Source organism: Burkholderia sp. FERM BP-3421 (assembly GCF_028657905.1).
Lineage (GTDB): Bacteria > Pseudomonadota > Gammaproteobacteria > Burkholderiales > Burkholderiaceae > Burkholderia.
Genome location: NZ_CP117781.1, coordinates 171,746 through 188,938, shown reverse-complemented (window position 1 = coordinate 188,938; position 17,193 = coordinate 171,746). Strand labels below are relative to the sequence as shown.

The window sequence follows — 17,193 nt, the reverse complement described above, 5'->3', positions numbered from 1 at the left end:
TGTCTTTGAATCAAAGGCGAAATTTCTGAGCCTGTGTGCGAGGTCATCCCCATCCTGGAGAAAATTGTCAGTCAGTCTTCTAAGAAAGTGCGCGCCAGCGTAATCTTCGCTCGACGACTTCGTATCTTTTCCGGCTCGCTCGGACATATGTGCACGACTCCAGCACAAACGAGAGATCTGCTTTGCTTCGCGGTTCATCCATGCGTCGCCTCAAAGCGTCGATGTCGACTGGAACCCCCTGACCTGAGGCATTTAAGTCGACGACGGGCTCCGCCGTGACGCGATAGCTGACCAGCGTGCCGGGCGGTGGCAAGAGTGAGCGTTGCTGGTATTCGGCTACTGCCGTCGCAATCTCGAGCGCCAGGTAGAGGGCCGGCGTGCCGATCCGGCTCGCGCGGCCTCCGGGCGTCGCCGCACCGGCGCCGCTCGCGGGAGCGACGGCCCATTCAGGCATGGTGCATGCGGTAGGCGATGACCTCGTTCAACGGCTTGAGGATCATCCGGCCGCACCGGCTTCCAGCGACGTGACGTAACGCAGCACGTCGTCCGCCCGCCCCGCTGCGACCAGCGTTTCGGCCGTCTGGTAATCGAACACGACCAGCGGTTCGTTGCGGAACCAGAACAGCGCGCGGCGCAGCTCGCCGGACAGCTCGGTCGCGGCGCGGATCACGCGGATCGCTTCGCGGAGAAACTGTTGAACCGATTCCGATTCCGATTCCGGCGCGCGAGCCACCGTATTGCGGTGCACGTGCGCTTGCTTGGCCAGCGTCCGCAGATCGATATTCAAGGCCGCGATGTAGCGCCGCGCGGACAACACGGGCGCGGAGGTGTCGGGGTCGTGCAGAGACGTGAAAAACTGGTCGAAGCTGGCGGTCGCGACGTCGATCATCGCAGGTGCGGCGGCCGTCGGCCTATCAGCTGTGGCGGGGGTGCTCATGATATTGCGCTCCATTCATGCGCAATTCGTGAACAGCCATAGCGCAAATTTCGGGCGGGGGAGGGAGGCTGCGTCTACGTTGAGTCAAGGCGCATTCGCTGCCCGGTTCGGGATAAGCTGGCCGCTGTTTCCGACGCACATGTGTTTTCGAAACTCCCCTTGCGGGGCTTTCGTCATGCGGATGAAAGCCCGACCATCCATCATCGGAGGTGAACCATGTCCTGGAGCGGACGCGAACTGCGATCGACGATCGACGAGCACGGCACGCTGGCCTTGTCTCTGGAGCACGTCGAACTGACGGAACCGGGTGATGACGAAGTCATCGTCCGCATCGAAGCGACGCCGATCAACCCCAGCGACATCGGCCTGCTGCTGGGACCGGCTGATCTTTCCCGCATCGAGTCGACCGGCAGCGCCGCCGCGCCCCGGTCCACGCTCGCCGTCCCGCCGGAGCGCCTGACGGGCGTCGCGGGCCGCATCAGCCAGTCGCTGCCCGTCGGCAACGAAGGCGCGGGCACGGTCGTGGCGGCCGGCAAGAACGCGGCCGCCCTGCAGGGCAAACGCGTCGGGATGTATGGCGGCGGCATGTATGCCGACTATCGCAAGATCGGCGTGGACAACGTGAACGTGCTGCCCGAGGGCGCCGGCGCGGCCGACGGCGCGTCGATGTTCATCAACCCGCTCACGGCGCTGGGCTTCATTGAAACCGCCCGCAGCGAGGGCCACAAGGCGATCGTCCACACCCCGGCCGCGTCCAACCTCGGCCAGATGCTGCAGCGGATCTGTCTTGCCGACGGCGTCCCGCTCGTCAATATCGTGCGCTCCGAGGAGCAGGCCGCCATGTTGCGAGGCATCGGCGCGACCTACGTGCTCAACAGCAAGGACGAGGACTTCAGCGCGCGTCTGACCGACGCGATTGCCGAGACCGGCGCAACCATCGCGTTCGATGCGATCGGCGGCGGAGCGCTCGGCAGCGACATCCTGCGGGCGATGGAGCGCGCCGCCGCACGGACCCCGGGCGCCTACAGCCGCTACGGCTCGACCGTGTTCAAGCATCTCTATATCTACGGCAGCCTCGACACGGGGCCGACCGTGCTGAATCGGGGCGGATTCGGCTACGCGTGGAGCGTATCGGCCTGGCTGCTCTTCAACTACCTGGGCAAGGCAGGCCCGGAGGTCGCGCGGCGTCTTCGCCGGCGCGTGACGGACGAGCTGACCACCACCTTCGCCAGTCATTACACGCGCACGATCGGCCTGGCCGAGGTGCTGCAGCCCGACGTGCTGCGCGCGATCGATCGCAAGGCGACCGGCGAGAAATTCCTGATCGATCCCAGTCTCGGCTAGGCCCCGTATCCATGCGCGATGCCTTCTCGTGACAAGCAGCAATGTAAAGGAAACTTGACACCGCCTGGGGCGGTGGATAGCATGTCAAGCATACTTTACATATCGGAGGGGAAGATGGCTTCGAAATCGGCCACGCGCTACTACGTCGAGTTGAGCGCGGCAATGCTGCTGTATGTGGTGGTGCTGATCGCGTCGATATGGGTGCTGCAAGGTATGCGAGTCTCCGATGACTGGCGCTTTGTCATCGCACTGCTCCCATGTGCGCCGATGTTCCTCGTGGTCGTCGCGATATTGAGGCAGTTGCGGCGGGACGACGAGTTGCAGCGGAAGATCCAGTTCGAGGCGCTCGCATTCGCTTTCGCAGGCACCGCGCTCGCCACGTTCGGATACGGCTTTCTTGAAAACGTCGGATTCCCGAAACTGCCGACCTTCGCGATCTGGCCGATCATGGCGGTGCTGTGGATAGCCGGCCTGTTGGTCGTTCGCCGGCGTTATCGATGAACAATCATCTTCGAGCGCTCAGGCGCGAATTGGGTTGGTCGCAGGCGGAGGTGGCGGATCGGCTGTCGGTTTCGCGGCAGACGGTGAACGCCATCGAGACCGGGCGATACGATCCGAGCCTGACGCTCGCGTTCTCGATTTCCCGGTTGTTCAACAAGACGATCGAAGAACTGTTCGAGCCGGACTAGGCGGATGCGCACGCCGGGCGTAGATCGCCCATGCTGCGCCGTGGCAGCCTTTTGGGCGCTTTCGCCGCATTTTGTGGCAGCCCATGCACCGGCCAGCTCCCGATTGATGTAAGCCGGCGCGCGATCACGCATACGCCGGCAACTCCCCGACCTGTGCGGCTACGCTGGTGCAGCGCGGTAACGATTCCTGGTGTAGGCGAGCAGCAGAAGGCCGCCGGCGCCGAACGCCAGCGTCAAGAGCGTGCCATGAAGCCAGCCGAAGTACGGCATCGCTTGGTCTGAATAGGCAAAACGCAGCGCAAGAAAGGTGTGGCTTATCGAATAGGCAAAAAACACGGCGACTGAAAGCATGAACACCGAGATCTCGCGTAAGGATGTTTCCAGGTGCCAGCGAACGATGAGCGTGATCAGCAAGACAGGCAGGATGAAAATGCCCGTGCCGATCCAGGCGACCTCGGCCGAGCGTGTTCGCCGGAACGCGCCCATGATGATCGAGTGAGCCGTGAACACGGCGAATACGAGCAGGAGCGCGTTGATCACGCCGCGCATGGCGAAGGTCGGAGGCTGCCTCTGGGGCGGGTGAAATAAAGCTCGAACGGCAAGGAGAAGAAAACGAGCCAATAGGCGAACGTGCTTCCGGCGAGTGCGAAGAGGAAGCTTGGAAGCAAGGAAACATTTCCGATGGGCGCAGAGAGGATGTAAAGGGAGAGGCTCAAGGCAAGCGACAGCCATCTTGCCCGGTTCCCGCCTCGAAACAGTCCGGCCGTGGCTACGAATGCGAGGCCAATATCGGCGACGGCCCAATTCCACTGCCATCGAACAGGGAAGGCCGATCCCAGGAAAACAGGATCAACGCCAATGTGTACTCGGCGGTCGAAAGACCACACCATCGATAACGCACCCATTAAATTGAGCAACGCAATGCCTGTCACTATGCCTGGTCGTTTCATATCTTCCGAACTTCCGAATTCTCGATGCTCGTTTCATAACCGCCGGATTCTCGCTGCGGCTTGAGTGGCGTGGTTCTCTGTCGCCCTCACCCATTCTTCAAAAACACCACATACCCCCTGAACCACGGATTCGCCGCGAGATACGGCGGCGCGTCCCACTCTCCCCCTTCGATCACGCCGATGCGAAACGGCAGTTGCAGCCTTGCGACGCGCGGAAGGTAATCCGCATAAGTCGGGATCGTCCTGCGTCCCTGATAGGTCTGCACGACGACCTCGTCGACGATCCCCCTGAGCTGATTGACCTGATCCGTATCGATTCTGCTGCTCCAGTCGAGCAGCCCCGTGATGCTCAATCGGCAATCGGCGGGCAGGGTGTCGCGCAGATCGCGCAGGAACGCCAGATAGTCCTGGAGATGACGCGTACGCGCATCGAAGTCGATCTGGATTCCCGCGATCATGCGGCCCGACGCGCGCCAGCGCGCGAGCTGGGCCAGCATGATCTGCGTGACGCGCGGCGTCCAGCGCAGCGTATGCGCGCGATAGACGAGCCAGACGCGCGCGTTCGGCGCGGGCGGCACCGCGACGCCCTGCGCGATGAAGCGCACCTGCGCGTCGTCCCGGGGCGACGCCTCGATCTGCCCTTGCAGCACATAGAGGGCGCGCGCATGGTGCACGACCGCCTGCGGCTTCACGCCCGCCCATAACCAGTACGCATCGTACTGCGCCGGATCGACCGTACCGGCCAGCGCCAAACGCGCGCAAAGCAGCAGAACCGCGAACACGACCCGCGTCACGTCGGATTCACCAGTAGTACTTGAGCGTCTGGGCCCATTGGCTGCCCGGATAGCTGGACTTCAGCGTATTGAACCAATGCTTGCGGACGCTCTTCGGCACTTCCTTCCCGCCGCAGTCGCTGCTTCCCGACGGCGCATAGCAATTGATGGCCCGGAAGAGCGCATAGGCCCGATCGTTGGGATTCGCCTGCGCGTTGTCCATCACCGCCGCGTAGCTCGGCATCCGTTCGTACGGCGCACCCTTGAATTGCGTCGGCGCGCTGCCGAGCGTCGGCGGCGTGCGTGTGGCGCCGGCGGACCGCGATGGCGTCGAGGTGTCTTCGAGACTGACGTCGGACGGATGGAGCCGCACGAAGTCGGCGAGACAGTTCAGGCCCTTCGCGTCGCCGGGATTCTGCTGCAGCGTCGCCGCGATATCGCGCGCCGACGGGCAGGTATAGCCGTCGTCGTTCTTCACGCCGGGCAGCGTGAACGGCTTCAACGCGGCGGACGGCGTGTTGGGCACCAGCGCGGCATCCGAGATGAAATCGGCGTAATGCCCGCGCGTGAGCTCCTTGTACAGCAGCGCGTACAGCGCAACGTTGCGCAGCGCGCCGCTGGCCGACTTGTTCTGCGCCTGCGCGCGCAGCAGGTTCGCATTGGCCGTGCGTTGCAGCAGCACCGCGCGAATCGCGGCGTTCTGGACGAGCGAATCGTCGGCGAAGGCTTCGTCGACGAGGCCCGCCTGCTCCAGGTTGATCGCGAGCGCGAGTTCCAGCGCCTCGCGCTGGAAGCGGAATTTCGCGAGCGGGATCAGATCGCGCCAGAGTTGCCGGGCCTTGTCGCCCTGGCCGCTGTCTTCCAGCGCGAACGCGCGCAGCGTCTGCTGGCTCAGGTTGAAGTAGTTGAGCGGCGCGCCGGGCGTTTGCGGCAGCACGCCGAGCGCCGCATCCGGCTTATGGCCGACATAGACGTACCAGGTGGCCAGCAAGTAGTCGTGGAGCGCGGGAGCGCCGGCGAAGCGCGGCTTCTGCGCCTGCAATTCGTCCAGCGCCAGCGGCTTGTCCTTGCTCGTGTCGTCGCTGCCCGACGTGCGCATGCGCATCAGGTCGACGGTTGCGAGCACCGTGGGCGAATGAATCTGATCCGGGTTGAGCGCCGGGTCGAGCAGCAGCTTGCTGTCGAGTTCGTTCGCGAGCTGCTGCATGAGCGGCACATTCGATGCCGCGGGCGACCAGTGCGCGAACGCCCGGTCATAGAGGTCCGCTTGCCGGGCGGTATTGCCGCCGAGCCACGCGACGCGCCGCAGGAGGCCCGACGCGGAGACCGCATAGCGTCCCTGTGGATAAACCCGCAAGTAGGCGCGAAAGGCCGTGTTCGCGGCGTCGAGCGAAACCTTCGTCACGCGTTCGCGCGACGGCGTCGGGCTGTCGTTGTCGAATGCGTGCGCCTGCGCGGCGTTCAATTGCGCGCGCCCGGCCATATAGAGCCCGGTTTCCTTCAACCAGGGGTTCGCGCTGAGCGATGCGCCGGCGAAAGCCTTGCTGGCGGCGAAGAAGTCATAGCGGTAGAACGCGTTCGCGCCGTCGAGGTAAGCCGCGAACTGCAGCCCGACCGGCGATTTGACCAGGGGGCTTCTTCCAGGCGCCGCCGGCGCCGCCCGAGGCGCAGGTCTTCTGGGCGATGTCGACGCGCGCGGCGCGCAGGCGTGCGGCCTCGTCGGGCGGGAGATCCTTGGCGGCGTTCAGTGCATCACCGAAGGCGTCGTTGCCGGTATTCATGCTGCGGCAGATGCTGCCTTCGCCGTCGGCGTATCGATTCGAGGAGGCATCGGCGTCCGACGCGCCGTCGGCCGTGTCAGGCTGCTTCTGGCCGATGTCGATCCATCCGGAGAAGTCGTACGAGAACGGCACGATGATCCGGTTCACCCGGTCGTCCGGCGGGATGGTTTTCGGATCCGGGAACAACTGCGCGACCTTGCCGCTGTCGACCATGAGCAGCATTGCGTTGAGGCGCGTGTCGTTGGAGGGGCTCAGGATCGGCATGCCGCCGCACGAGTAGCCGCTTTGCCGGAGCGTGGCGGGCGCATAGCAGCTGTCGTCCGAGCTTGCGTGGGCGCTGGAGACGCAAAACAAGCCGGCTGTCAGCGCCGCGATCAGGTTTCGGTTTGGCAACGTGGTTCTCCGCATGGTTGTCGTGTCGGTGTGGAGCCTGACGGATTCGAGTATCCCGGCCGTGGGCTCGACGTTGTTTGTATAGAGCGTGTGCTGGTCAAGCATGGAGGTTCGGGCTGACGTCGACAGCGAAGCCTCCGGTGCTTTGGTGGATGTGTCGGGATCCGGAAAAGGGCGCATGCCAGGCATTCTGGAAGCTGTCGTTATGCTTTCATTCCCGCGTATCGAGCCTTGGGGCGATGCCGATGCGTGGATGAGCAAGGATCAAGCGTTGAGTCGATTGATGATGTGTTGCTGCTGCGGTGCTTGATTCCGAGGCGTGACGCTACCTGATGTCGCCAAGCGCCGTCAATTCTGTCGGTATGGGCGAGCCGTGAGACGTCGTGAAGTCGTACTCCGATGCGGGAGGCCCGATTGTCGATGTCATGCAGCCGATGGCACTGCGTGGCGTTGGTTGCACGGACAAGCTGGCCTGGCTCGCCGGTGTCCGCCGATGGCATGTAGCGGGCGACGACCTTGCCCGGCCGGTGCTTATCGGATCCCTCCAGTACAACGACAGGCGAGGCCCGGTTTGCCGACCCGGCTCAATTGCGCGACCAGTATTCGATCCACGAACCCGATCGCACGCCCGGAGAAAATCACGATGTCGATGCGTGGCTTGCAGAGCGGAACGACGGAAGGAGCGAGGGGGCGCGCGCCGTTGCGCTTTGGGCGTGATTCACCCAGTGCGTGGCAATACCGCCGACTGCGGAGTCCTGCTGCGCAGGATGATGGCCGCGCGGGCGGGGCGGACGTGACGAGAGCCGCTGTTTGATGCGCTATGTCCGTCGTGGATGATGTGTCGACGGCCTGGGTCTATCCGGATGATGGAAACGCGCCCCGCACACACGCGAGTTGCAGATCGGGCTCGATGAAGAACTGGGATTTCACGTGATCGACGACGGAACTGACCACGCCGTTCGTTCTGCGCGTCCGGGGCATGTAATCGAACTCGGTGGCGTGTGCGTTGGCGGCAGCGGGCCTGACGAGAAATACATTCATATCGGCCTTGAACACGTGATGCAGGCGCAGACGGCGATTGACCAGTTCGATGAACTGTCTGGCCGAAATGATGGGCTTGAATGCGGGCATGGCGATGCTCCGGTAAGTGTTTGATCGATGGCGCGGAAGCGGCCGGTGCGCGACGCCGCGAGGTCGGCGGCGAATCCGGCCTTGCAGCCGGATGTGCGTGAATGTGGGATCCCCGGCGGACTGTTTCAATGAGCGGGATGCGTGAGCATTGCCATCCCATCCCGGCCTGCAATGTGCCCCGCGAGGCGCATCCGGCGCCCGGGAAAGCGACTGTCGTGAGCCGCGGCGGGTTTCGCCCGTGTCCGCGATCCCTCCGAACGTATCGACCGATCCCACGTGAAGGCCGATCGACGGTTGCGTATCGATGCGGCTTTCGACGCTTCGGTCAAGCGGTCGTGTGCGCCGCACGGACCTATGCCGGGCGCGGCTGGCAACGGATGCACGCGGCCGGAGGCCGGCTATGGAATATCGACCGGCTCCGCGGCTTCCGCATCCGACCAATAGCCATGCTTGCCGTAGAACTTGTGCAGCTCGATTTCGTAGCCTCGGTGGATCGGCTTCGAATCGTCGTATGCCGGGCTGTTGCGGACCGCGTCGCGCGTGAGCGTGGTGGATACCGTTTGCGCGGCCCAGTCCACCCGGTCGAACCAATGCGTCGCGATCAGCACTTTCTTGCCGATCGACCACCAGCTTCGCGTATCGATCGTCAGATAGCGAATGATCCAGGCTTCATCGTCATAGATGAAGCCGCACACGGATCCGATGCGACCGTTCGTGGCTTCGAGTTGATAGCCCCTGACTTCGTCGGTGCTGCGCAGATGCGTATCCGACGGCGCGTTGGCGGGCGCCGCGAAAGTGGGAACCGGGTTGCCCGCCTCGCTGTCCAGCGACAGTCCGGCGGAGTCGTAGGCCGGGTACGCGCCCATTCCCCACAGGTTCGGTCCTCCCCAGTAGGTCGGATAGTTGTAGTAGCGCAGGTATTCCGCCTCGTGCTGTCGCGAGACCGGCTTGCGCGTGTCCAGATTCGGGCTGTCCCGCACCTGCTGCCGGGTGAGATTGACATGCAGCGTGCCGGAGCCGGGATCGGCGCGCTTGACGGAGTACGGCGAGATCAGCACTTGCCTGTCGTGCAGCCAATCGCCCGTTTCCACCACGAGGTAGCGTATGCACCAGTCATCGTCGTCGAAGTAGGCTTGGTCGACGTGCCCGATATCGCCGTCCTTGGCGCGAATCGCGTTTCCGCGCAGTGTCTTGATGCTTCGTAGCATGATGTCCTCGCCAGATCGATGTGCGGCGCGTCGATGCGTCGGCCGTCATGCCGGCTGGAACCGCATCCGCATCCCATCAGCGTTCGCGTCGCCCTGCTGGCTCACATGCCGAACACCTTATACGGAACGGATGAGCGAAGCGGTACGGCATCGTACAAAGTGGACGCCGGCGCGCATGCGATGGCTGTTGCGTATGGAGACGGGGCGTGACGCGCTTTGCCGATCGGGTCTATGCTGGGGCGTGTCACGTGCCGTGGAGGCGATCATGCGTAATAGATACCGGGAGCAGCATACGAATGCAGACAAAAGCGAGCGCAATGTCGACGAGGCGGTCGAGGCGACGTTTCCCGCCAGCGATCCGCCATCGATCGGCGGCGTCACCAGGATGGTGGTCGCGCAGTCGCATCGAAAGCATGCACGGAAATCGTCGCGGAGCAGGGCGCGTTAGCGCGGCTCGCGCGGCGCTGGCCGGGCACGCTGCGCAAGGCGTCGCCTGCGGCGGCGGCCGGTATTCGATCACGCGGCGGTCTTGAGCGAGGGGCCCGGCGTGGCGGCGGTCGTGTCATACCCGGCAACCGCCAGCGCGAATGCGGGATTCAGGCTGTCCACCATCGAGCTTGGGATCAGGATCGTCGCGCCGCGCTCCTTGGTCGTTTCGTAGATGATGTTCATCGCGCGCAGCTGAAGCGCGCCCGGATGATCTTCATACACCCGCGCCGCTTCGACGAACTTGCTCGCGATCTCGGCCTCCGCGGAACCGAGGATGACCCGCGCCTGCTTTTCGCGTTCGGCCTGCGCCTGCCGCGACATCGAATCCTGCAGCGCAACCGGGATGGCGACGTCACGGGTTTCGACCGAGCGGACGGTGATGCCCCAGTCCATGGTTTTCCGGCCGATTTCTTCGCACAGGTGCAAATCGGCGGCCTTGCGGTCCGACAGCAGCGTGGCCAGCATCGAAGCGCCGATCATTTCGCGCAGCGACGTTTGCGCGATGCGATCGATGGCCTGTCGGTAGTCGGTGATGGCGAGCGCGGCTTTCTGCGCGTCATGGACGTGCCAGAAGATCACGGCGTCGACGTTGACGGGCACGGTGTCCTTGGTCAACGCCTGTTCCGCGTTGAACGCGGTGGTTTGAATCCGCTCGTCGATGACGGCGACGATATCGTCGATGATCGGAATGATCATGAAAAAGCCGGCGCCCTTGACGCTCTGCAGTTTTCCAATCCGAAGGATGACGAATTTTTCCCAGACTTTGGCGACCCGTACGGACAGCGCGACGAGTACGGCGATGAGGAGGAGGGGAATCGCGAGGAACAGGTAGCCCGCCGCGCCGGCGGCGAATGCCGCGAGAACGAATGCGGCGGTCAGTACCAGTGTGATGGCATTCATGATGATGCTCCGATCAGGTAAGGACGACTTGGCGCATGCGGGATGTGCCTGCCGCATGCCCGGCCGTCGTCGTCGACGTCGGGCTCAACGTGGGCGAGGCGTCTGGTGCGAGCATGCGCGGGTGCATGGCGGGAATCGGTACGTTGTCGTACGCGGTTGGCGGGCGGCGCGCGAGCCGCAGGTCGAGGCGATACGGTGCAGGAGCGGGCGCGCCGCGAAATGGTTTGCCCGGACTGTGCTGCAGCGTACCGACTTGCCGGGCCGGTGCGCCGCAGCATGAAGCCTGGCGTGTTTCGCAACAAGGAGTGACGCATGAAATATCCCATCTACATCACCCGACGGGGGCCGGCTCGCTTGGGCGGCACGCTCCCGGATTTCCCGGACGCTGTCGTGGAGGGCGGCTCGTTCGACGAATTGCAGGCGGTTGCCGGGCGGCAGGTCATGGCTTGCTATCACGGACGTGTGCGCCTTATCCCGCCGCCCACCACCGACATGGCCATCCTGCAGGGGCTGGCGCTCGATACGGGGGGTGGAATCTGGCGCTTCATCGACCTCGATCTGACCGGCATGACGTCGAGTTCGGTGCGGATCGAGCTGTGCCTGCCCGCATGCGTCGTGCTCGACATCGACCGGATGGCGCGCGCGCGGCATATGACGCGGGATGCGATCGTGGCGATGGCCTGCCAACATGTCGCGGGCCCGTCCGCGCCGCGTGGCGAGGGCCGTCCTGTCACCGCCGGAAGCGGAGCGACGTGCGAATCGACGTGATCCGTCTGCTCCGATTCGGGTTCCCGCCGGGCTCTCCGTCCGTCCCCGGGCGCGTGGCGCGAGGAAGCGATGCATGCAGACGGCCCGCGTGTCCCGGAGACGCCCCGTCGAGGATTTTCGCTGCGCGCGTCGCGCAGCAAGCCAGCGAACGCGTGCGCCGCCACGACGCGGCGTGGATCGGAAGGTCAGGGAGGACATCGCCATGTCGGCCTTGCTTGCAAACGGGGTGTTGAGTCTGTCCGGGTGGCAGCTTTTCTGGGTGCTGCTTGCGCTTACGCACGTCACCACCATCGGCGTGACGGTGTATCTGCATCGCAGCCAAGCTCACCGGGCGCTGGATCTGCATCCCGTCGTCAGTCATTTTTTCCGGTTCTGGCTGTGGTTGACGACCGGCATGCTGACCGCGCAATGGGTGGCGGTGCATCGCAAGCATCATGCGAGAACCGAGACGCCGGACGATCCGCACAGCCCGCGGACCCGGGGGCTCGCGACCGTGCTGTTCAGCGGCTCGGAACTGTACCGGGACGAGACAGGCAACGAGGAAACGCTGCGCAGATACGGGCCGGGAATGCCGGACGACTGGCTCGAACGGCATGTCTATACCCGTTATCCGAATCTCGGCGTCGCCTTTCTGGTCGTGATCGACGTCGTGCTGTTCGGGCTGCCCGGGGTCTCGATGTGGGCGATCCAGATGATGTGGATTCCGTTCTGGGCCGGCGGCGTGATCAACGGCTGCGGCCATTTCACGGGCTATCGGAATTTCGCCACGCCGGACGCGAGCAGCAATATCGTCCCGTTGGGTATCCTGGTCTGCGGAGAGGAACTGCATAACAATCACCACGCGTACGCGTCATCCGCGCGGCTCTCGAATCGATGGTTCGAATTCGACCTCGGCTGGTTGTACATCTGCCTGCTGGCGGCGCTGAGGCTGGCGACCGTCCGACGGGTGACGCCGAAGCCGCATCTGTCGACGGGCGGCAAGGCCGTGCTCGACGACGCGACGCTGCAGGCGATCATGCGCAACCGCTATGAGGTGATGGCCGCCTATGCGCGCATGATCGAGCGCGCGTGCTGGCGGGAGCTGGGCCGGGCCGGCAACCTGAGCCGTGACGACAGGCGGGCGGTCGTGATGGACGTGAGGCGCTGGATGCGCCGCGCATGGAATTGCCAGGCCAAGCCGGACCTGCGCGCGCTGACGTGCCTCGACGACAACCGGCGCATACGCGTGTACGTGGATATGTATGAGGCGCTGCGCGAGCTGTGGACGTGGCCGCACGCATCGCGCGCGCAGCTGCTGGTTCAGTTGCAGGATTGGTGCCGTTGCGCGGAACAGAGTGGCGTCGAGGCCGTTGCCGCTTTTTCGGCACGCTTGCGCAGGTATACGTGATGTGGGAATGGCTGCCAGGCAGCATGCCGGGCGGCGACGCCGCAACGGGAGGCGCCACCGGCCCGACGTCGCCCCGTATGACTCAACTCGTGCGATGGTCGGGGCGGGAATAACGCCACTTGCTTGCGTTGGAGTCGATGCCGGCATCCTGATCGGTGCGCTTCTGGGCACGTTCGACATCGGCTCGTGCGAGGTCTTCACGCTGCTTCTGGCGGGTTGTCTCGTCGCGTCGATCGGTGAGGGGAATGGTGTAGCGTTTCATGGCATCTCCAAAGCAAAGTGTGCTGCCTGTCCGTGAGGCCGCGTTGAGCCGGACCCTGCGGCTCGATCAAAGGGCTGGCGGGGCGATCTTGCCGTCCACGATGGCCTTGCCGAATTCGATGGCCGGATCGAGGGCAGCTTGCTCCGTTTGCGGCGCGTCGTCGTGGAGCAGGGTGGTGCAGCGCGTCGCGAGCGCCGAAGTGGGCGGACGGGTGTCGATCCGCACGATGGAGGTGAAGCGCCGCGGACCGGGCGCCAGGAGATCGCCGAACGGCGGGGCCAATTTTCGCGCATGGGTGCGGAGTTCATATCCCCGGTATTCGAGGGTGGGGATGGTCATGATGTGCTCCTGACCGAGCGACGGTTGGCGCCGGTGGGTTCGAGGGCGCTGGCGCCCGACAACGGTGGGCGCCTACCCTACAGTGCGCGCTTATCTGCGGCGGCGCAAGCGAAACATCAGGAGGCGAGGTCGGTGCGCGAGCCCGGCGCCTGCGTTGACAGAGGCGCGATATCGTTCGCAGATGTCAGGATGACGAATCGATGGCGACGGATGATGACGCGCTGCGCTGCGATGATCTGCGTGCTGGTTGATGCTTGATGTGCACCGATCCGTCGCGGACTCCATCGAGCATGGATCCGGCATGTGCGGTAAGCGGCATGCGCTAGCGGTGCGATAGACGGGCCATGCCCAGGCGCTTTCGCATATCGGTCCTGTGTTGCCTCGCGGTGCGTGGCGAATCGTTCTCCGCGGAATTCGCGAATGTCGGGGGCGTGAGCGCGGCGCACTGTGCTTCGTGGGCTGCGTTGTCTCGCGTGGTGTACGAGCGTGGCTGGGGCGAATCGAGATCTTTCGCCGTGAGGTCACTCATAAGGGGCTCCGGTGATGCGCGTCGACGGGGCGATTCGCGTGCTCGAACCGGATCAGGCGTGTGCGCGGCCAACGCGCTGTAGCCGCGGGCGCGCATCGGCGGTGCAACAGCCAGCCGTGCGTCATGGAAAGGATGGACGCGCAGGCGGAGAAAATCGGTACGGTGCCGTGCAGTGATGGCTAGAGTTGCTTCAGGTCGGGCAGCAGGCGGTCGAATTCGCGCTTGACCACGCCGTAGCATTCGCACACGCGCTTTTCGAGCCCGGGCCGATCCAGCACCTCGATATGACCATAGTTGTAGCGGATGAGGCCGGCGTTCTGCAGTTTCAGCGCCGCTTCCGTCACCCCCGAACGACGTACGCCCAGCATGTTGGCGATCAGTTCCTGCGTCATGCGCAGCTTGTTCGAGGAGAGGCGGTCGAGGCTCAGCAACAGCCAGCGGCACAATTGCTGGTCGATCGAGTGATGCCGGTTGCACACCGCGGTCTGGGCCATCTGGGTGATGAGCGCCTGCGTGTATCGCAACAGCAAGCGCTGCATCGTGTTGCCGCGCCGGAATTCTTCTTTCAGGATGCTCGACTCGAGTCGATAGGCCTGCCCGGCGCTTTGTACGACGGCCCGGCTCGGGGTGGTCTCGCCCCCCATGAACAGCGATACGCCGATCACGCCCTCGTAGCCGACGATCGCGATTTCCGCGGACGAGCCGTCCTCCATCACATACAGCAAGGAAACGATCGAGGAAGTCGGGAAATAGACGTGATGGAGCTGGCCGCCCGACTCGTACAGAACTTGCCCCAAGGGCATTTCAACGCGTGTCAGGTGGGGCGCGAGGCGAGTGCGCTCGCTTTCCGGCAGCGCGGCCAGCAGTTGATTTTCGGTGAAGGGCAGGTCGTCCGACATGCATCGCTCCTGTGCATGTGCCTGGTTGGCGAGGAAGAGCCCGGCCGATAGGGAAACAACGGGGTCGGCGGGAATGATCAGACATCATATCTCGGCGGGCCGAACGGTCGGGGCAGCATCCCGTCTCCTCTTCCCGGCGGACCCGGGACGCGCTTCCGACGGCGAATCCGCCTTTGAAATTATAGTGTTGGCGTATTTCATCTCAAGGGGGCACATGCCGGAGGAGGTGCGCTGCCCGAGGCATGTCGGGCCGCGCCGAAGGCAGTGCGCCCGGTGGTCGACCCGATGGGGACTTGGCGGAGACGGTGTGCCGGCCCCGATTTCCTCCGCTACGACCTTGATTTCATGGCGATTATTGCCGGGGCGATCGGTTTTAATCCGCAGCGAATTCAATCAATCAAAAAGTTTTTTCAAAAAGTGCTTGACGACTTTGCGGGCGGACAACATAATTCGCCTCCTCCTCTGATGAGGAACGCGAAAAACGAAGCAGTTTTAAGCGATGCGATCTTTAAAAATTAACAGCCGATAAGTGTGGGCGCTTGATGGGATGCGAGTCTGATCTTCGGATCGGATTAAGCAAAAGTATCAAGAGTCTCACACTAAAGTAAGTCAGGTTTATGAAGCAATTCATATACCTGTCAGCTTTGAGTGAGCGACCGGTTTCTAACGAAACCGAAAAACAGTAACAGGTATTGAACTGAAGAGTTTGATCCTGGCTCAGATTGAACGCTGGCGGCATGCCTTACACATGCAAGTCGAACGGCAGCACGGGTGCTTGCACCTGGTGGCGAGTGGCGAACGGGTGAGTAATACATCGGAACATGTCCTGTAGTGGGGGATAGCCCGGCGAAAGCCGGATTAATACCGCATACGATCTACGGATGAAAGCGGGGGATCTTCGGACCTCGCGCTATAGGGTTGGCCGATGGCTGATTAGCTAGTTGGTGGGGTAAAGGCCTACCAAGGCGACGATCAGTAGCTGGTCTGAGAGGACGATCAGCCACACTGGGACTGAGACACGGCCCAGACTCCTACGGGAGGCAGCAGTGGGGAATTTTGGACAATGGGGGAAACCCTGATCCAGCAATGCCGCGTGTGTGAAGAAGGCCTTCGGGTTGTAAAGCACTTTTGTCCGGAAAGAAATCCTTTGGGCTAATACCCCGGGGGGATGACGGTACCGGAAGAATAAGCACCGGCTAACTACGTGCCAGCAGCCGCGGTAATACGTAGGGTGCGAGCGTTAATCGGAATTACTGGGCGTAAAGCGTGCGCAGGCGGTTTGTTAAGACAGATGTGAAATCCCCGGGCTTAACCTGGGAACTGCATTTGTGACTGGCAAGCTAGAGTATGGCAGAGGGGTAGAATTCCACGTAGCAGTGAAATGCGTAGAGATGTGGAGGAATACCGATGGCGAAGGCAGCCCCCTGGGCCAATACTGACGCTCATGCACGAAAGCGTGGGGAGCAAACAGGATTAGATACCCTGGTAGTCCACGCCCTAAACGATGTCAACTAGTTGTTGGGGATTCATTTCCTTAGTAACGTAGCTAACGCGTGAAGTTGACCGCCTGGGGAGTACGGTCGCAAGATTAAAACTCAAAGGAATTGACGGGGACCCGCACAAGCGGTGGATGATGTGGATTAATTCGATGCAACGCGAAAAACCTTACCTACCCTTGACATGGTCGGAATCCTGAAGAGATTCGGGAGTGCTCGAAAGAGAACCGATACACAGGTGCTGCATGGCTGTCGTCAGCTCGTGTCGTGAGATGTTGGGTTAAGTCCCGCAACGAGCGCAACCCTTGTCCTTAGTTGCTACGCAAGAGCACTCTAAGGAGACTGCCGGTGACAAACCGGAGGAAGGTGGGGATGACGTCAAGTCCTCATGGCCCTTATGGGTAGGGCTTCACACGTCATACAATGGTCGGAACAGAGGGTTGCCAACCCGCGAGGGGGGAGCTAATCCCAGAAAACCGATCGTAGTCCGGATTGCACTCTGCAACTCGAGTGCATGAAGCTGGAATCGCTAGTAATCGCGGATCAGCATGCCGCGGTGAATACGTTCCCGGGTCTTGTACACACCGCCCGTCACACCATGGGAGTGGGTTTTACCAGAAGTGGCTAGTCTAACCGCAAGGAGGACGGTCACCACGGTAGGATTCATGACTGGGGTGAAGTCGTAACAAGGTAGCCGTATCGGAAGGTGCGGCTGGATCACCTCCTTTCTCGAGCTTCGCACAAAGTTGAGCGCTCACGCTTATCGGCTGTTGATCAAGACAGACTCGCACTCTGCAGCGAAACCGGTTACAATGCCGGCCGCTTTATCTAATCGTTAATGATAAATATTCGAACGAGGTTGGTTCGAGTCTTTTTTCATTGGCGATTGAGCCAGTCAGAGTGATATGAGTAACACCA

Annotated in this window: 17 protein-coding genes, 1 rRNA gene and 1 pseudogene; 8 read left to right on the top strand and 11 right to left on the bottom strand. The window is 62.8% G+C overall.

Annotation, left to right across the window (positions count from 1 at the left end):
• Nucleotides 1-79 precede the first annotated feature (79 nt).
• The gene (locus tag Bsp3421_RS04000) at nucleotides 80-454 is read right to left on the bottom strand and encodes an RES domain-containing protein (protein WP_273997053.1); all 375 of its coding nucleotides are present in this window, start codon (nucleotides 452-454) and stop codon (nucleotides 80-82) included.
• A 42-nt stretch (nucleotides 455-496) separates the two neighbouring features.
• Entirely contained in the window at nucleotides 497-889 is a 393-nt protein-coding gene (locus Bsp3421_RS03995) for a DUF2384 domain-containing protein (protein ID WP_273998271.1), read from the bottom strand.
• 264 nt (nucleotides 890-1,153) lie between these two features.
• On the opposite strand from Bsp3421_RS03995, the gene Bsp3421_RS03990 reads away from it, so the two are divergent.
• The 3 genes from Bsp3421_RS03990 (at nucleotide 1,154) to Bsp3421_RS03980 (ending at nucleotide 2,970) form a co-directional block, all read left to right on the top strand.
• The gene (locus tag Bsp3421_RS03990; RefSeq protein WP_273997052.1) at nucleotides 1,154-2,281 is read left to right on the top strand and encodes a zinc-binding dehydrogenase; all 1,128 of its coding nucleotides are present in this window, start codon (nucleotides 1,154-1,156) and stop codon (nucleotides 2,279-2,281) included.
• A gap of 114 nt (nucleotides 2,282-2,395) precedes the next feature.
• Entirely contained in the window at nucleotides 2,396-2,782 is a 387-nt protein-coding gene (locus Bsp3421_RS03985; RefSeq protein WP_273997051.1) for a hypothetical protein, read from the top strand.
• Nucleotides 2,779-2,970: a helix-turn-helix transcriptional regulator gene (locus Bsp3421_RS03980; protein ID WP_252987738.1), complete on the top strand. Its 192-nt coding sequence runs from the start codon at nucleotides 2,779-2,781 to the stop codon at nucleotides 2,968-2,970. The genes Bsp3421_RS03985 and Bsp3421_RS03980 overlap by 4 nt, the downstream gene beginning before the upstream one ends.
• A gap of 159 nt (nucleotides 2,971-3,129) precedes the next feature.
• On the opposite strand, the gene Bsp3421_RS03975 is transcribed toward Bsp3421_RS03980, so the two are convergent.
• The 5 genes and pseudogenes from Bsp3421_RS03975 to Bsp3421_RS03955 all read right to left on the bottom strand — a co-directional run bounded on the left by Bsp3421_RS03975 (nucleotide 3,130) and on the right by Bsp3421_RS03955 (nucleotide 9,206).
• Complete coding sequence (locus Bsp3421_RS03975) at nucleotides 3,130-3,519, bottom strand: hypothetical protein (RefSeq protein ID WP_273997050.1); 390 nt, start codon at nucleotides 3,517-3,519, stop codon at nucleotides 3,130-3,132.
• Nucleotides 3,520-4,006: 487 nt separating this feature from the next.
• A complete protein-coding gene (locus Bsp3421_RS03970; RefSeq protein WP_273997049.1) occupies nucleotides 4,007-4,714 on the bottom strand; it encodes a DUF3142 domain-containing protein in 708 nt (235 codons plus the stop codon).
• Between the two features lie 7 nt (nucleotides 4,715-4,721).
• A pseudogene (locus Bsp3421_RS03965) lies at nucleotides 4,722-6,882 on the bottom strand (hypothetical protein).
• An 840-nt stretch (nucleotides 6,883-7,722) separates the two neighbouring features.
• Nucleotides 7,723-7,998 carry a hypothetical protein gene (locus Bsp3421_RS03960; protein WP_273997048.1) on the bottom strand — a complete coding sequence of 92 codons (276 nt, stop codon included), beginning with the start codon at nucleotides 7,996-7,998 and terminating at the stop codon, nucleotides 7,723-7,725.
• Between the two features lie 398 nt (nucleotides 7,999-8,396).
• A complete protein-coding gene (locus tag Bsp3421_RS03955; RefSeq protein ID WP_273997047.1) occupies nucleotides 8,397-9,206 on the bottom strand; it encodes a PRC-barrel domain-containing protein in 810 nt (269 codons plus the stop codon).
• 265 nt (nucleotides 9,207-9,471) lie between these two features.
• Here Bsp3421_RS03955 and Bsp3421_RS03950 point away from each other — a divergent pair, with 265 nt between their 5' ends.
• Complete coding sequence (locus Bsp3421_RS03950) at nucleotides 9,472-9,654, top strand: hypothetical protein (RefSeq protein ID WP_273998270.1); 183 nt, start codon at nucleotides 9,472-9,474, stop codon at nucleotides 9,652-9,654.
• A gap of 68 nt (nucleotides 9,655-9,722) precedes the next feature.
• Here Bsp3421_RS03950 and Bsp3421_RS03945 read toward each other — a convergent pair whose 3' ends face one another.
• Nucleotides 9,723-10,595 (bottom strand): slipin family protein, encoded by an 873-nt coding sequence (locus Bsp3421_RS03945; protein WP_273997046.1) that lies wholly within the window; start codon nucleotides 10,593-10,595, stop codon nucleotides 9,723-9,725.
• A 312-nt stretch (nucleotides 10,596-10,907) separates the two neighbouring features.
• Between Bsp3421_RS03945 and Bsp3421_RS03940 the strand changes: the two genes are divergently transcribed.
• Both Bsp3421_RS03940 and Bsp3421_RS03935 read left to right on the top strand, forming a co-directional pair.
• Nucleotides 10,908-11,363, top strand: a complete 456-nt coding sequence (locus Bsp3421_RS03940) for a type II toxin-antitoxin system HicB family antitoxin (protein WP_273997045.1) — start codon at nucleotides 10,908-10,910, stop codon at nucleotides 11,361-11,363.
• Nucleotides 11,364-11,565: 202 nt separating this feature from the next.
• A complete protein-coding gene (locus tag Bsp3421_RS03935; protein WP_273997044.1) occupies nucleotides 11,566-12,750 on the top strand; it encodes a DesA family fatty acid desaturase in 1,185 nt (394 codons plus the stop codon).
• Nucleotides 12,751-12,832: 82 nt separating this feature from the next.
• Here Bsp3421_RS03935 and Bsp3421_RS03930 read toward each other — a convergent pair whose 3' ends face one another.
• The 3 genes from Bsp3421_RS03930 to Bsp3421_RS03920 all read right to left on the bottom strand — a co-directional run bounded on the left by Bsp3421_RS03930 (nucleotide 12,833) and on the right by Bsp3421_RS03920 (nucleotide 14,779).
• The gene (locus Bsp3421_RS03930) at nucleotides 12,833-13,012 is read right to left on the bottom strand and encodes a hypothetical protein (RefSeq protein ID WP_273997043.1); all 180 of its coding nucleotides are present in this window, start codon (nucleotides 13,010-13,012) and stop codon (nucleotides 12,833-12,835) included.
• A 66-nt stretch (nucleotides 13,013-13,078) separates the two neighbouring features.
• The gene (locus Bsp3421_RS03925) at nucleotides 13,079-13,351 is read right to left on the bottom strand and encodes a hypothetical protein (protein ID WP_273997042.1); all 273 of its coding nucleotides are present in this window, start codon (nucleotides 13,349-13,351) and stop codon (nucleotides 13,079-13,081) included.
• A 708-nt stretch (nucleotides 13,352-14,059) separates the two neighbouring features.
• The gene (locus tag Bsp3421_RS03920; protein ID WP_273997041.1) at nucleotides 14,060-14,779 is read right to left on the bottom strand and encodes a Crp/Fnr family transcriptional regulator; all 720 of its coding nucleotides are present in this window, start codon (nucleotides 14,777-14,779) and stop codon (nucleotides 14,060-14,062) included.
• A gap of 345 nt (nucleotides 14,780-15,124) precedes the next feature.
• Here Bsp3421_RS03920 and Bsp3421_RS03915 point away from each other — a divergent pair, with 345 nt between their 5' ends.
• Both Bsp3421_RS03915 and Bsp3421_RS03910 read left to right on the top strand, forming a co-directional pair.
• Entirely contained in the window at nucleotides 15,125-15,298 is a 174-nt protein-coding gene (locus Bsp3421_RS03915; protein WP_273997040.1) for a hypothetical protein, read from the top strand.
• 175 nt (nucleotides 15,299-15,473) lie between these two features.
• Nucleotides 15,474-17,003, top strand: a 16S ribosomal RNA gene (locus tag Bsp3421_RS03910).
• Nucleotides 17,004-17,193 lie beyond the last annotated feature (190 nt).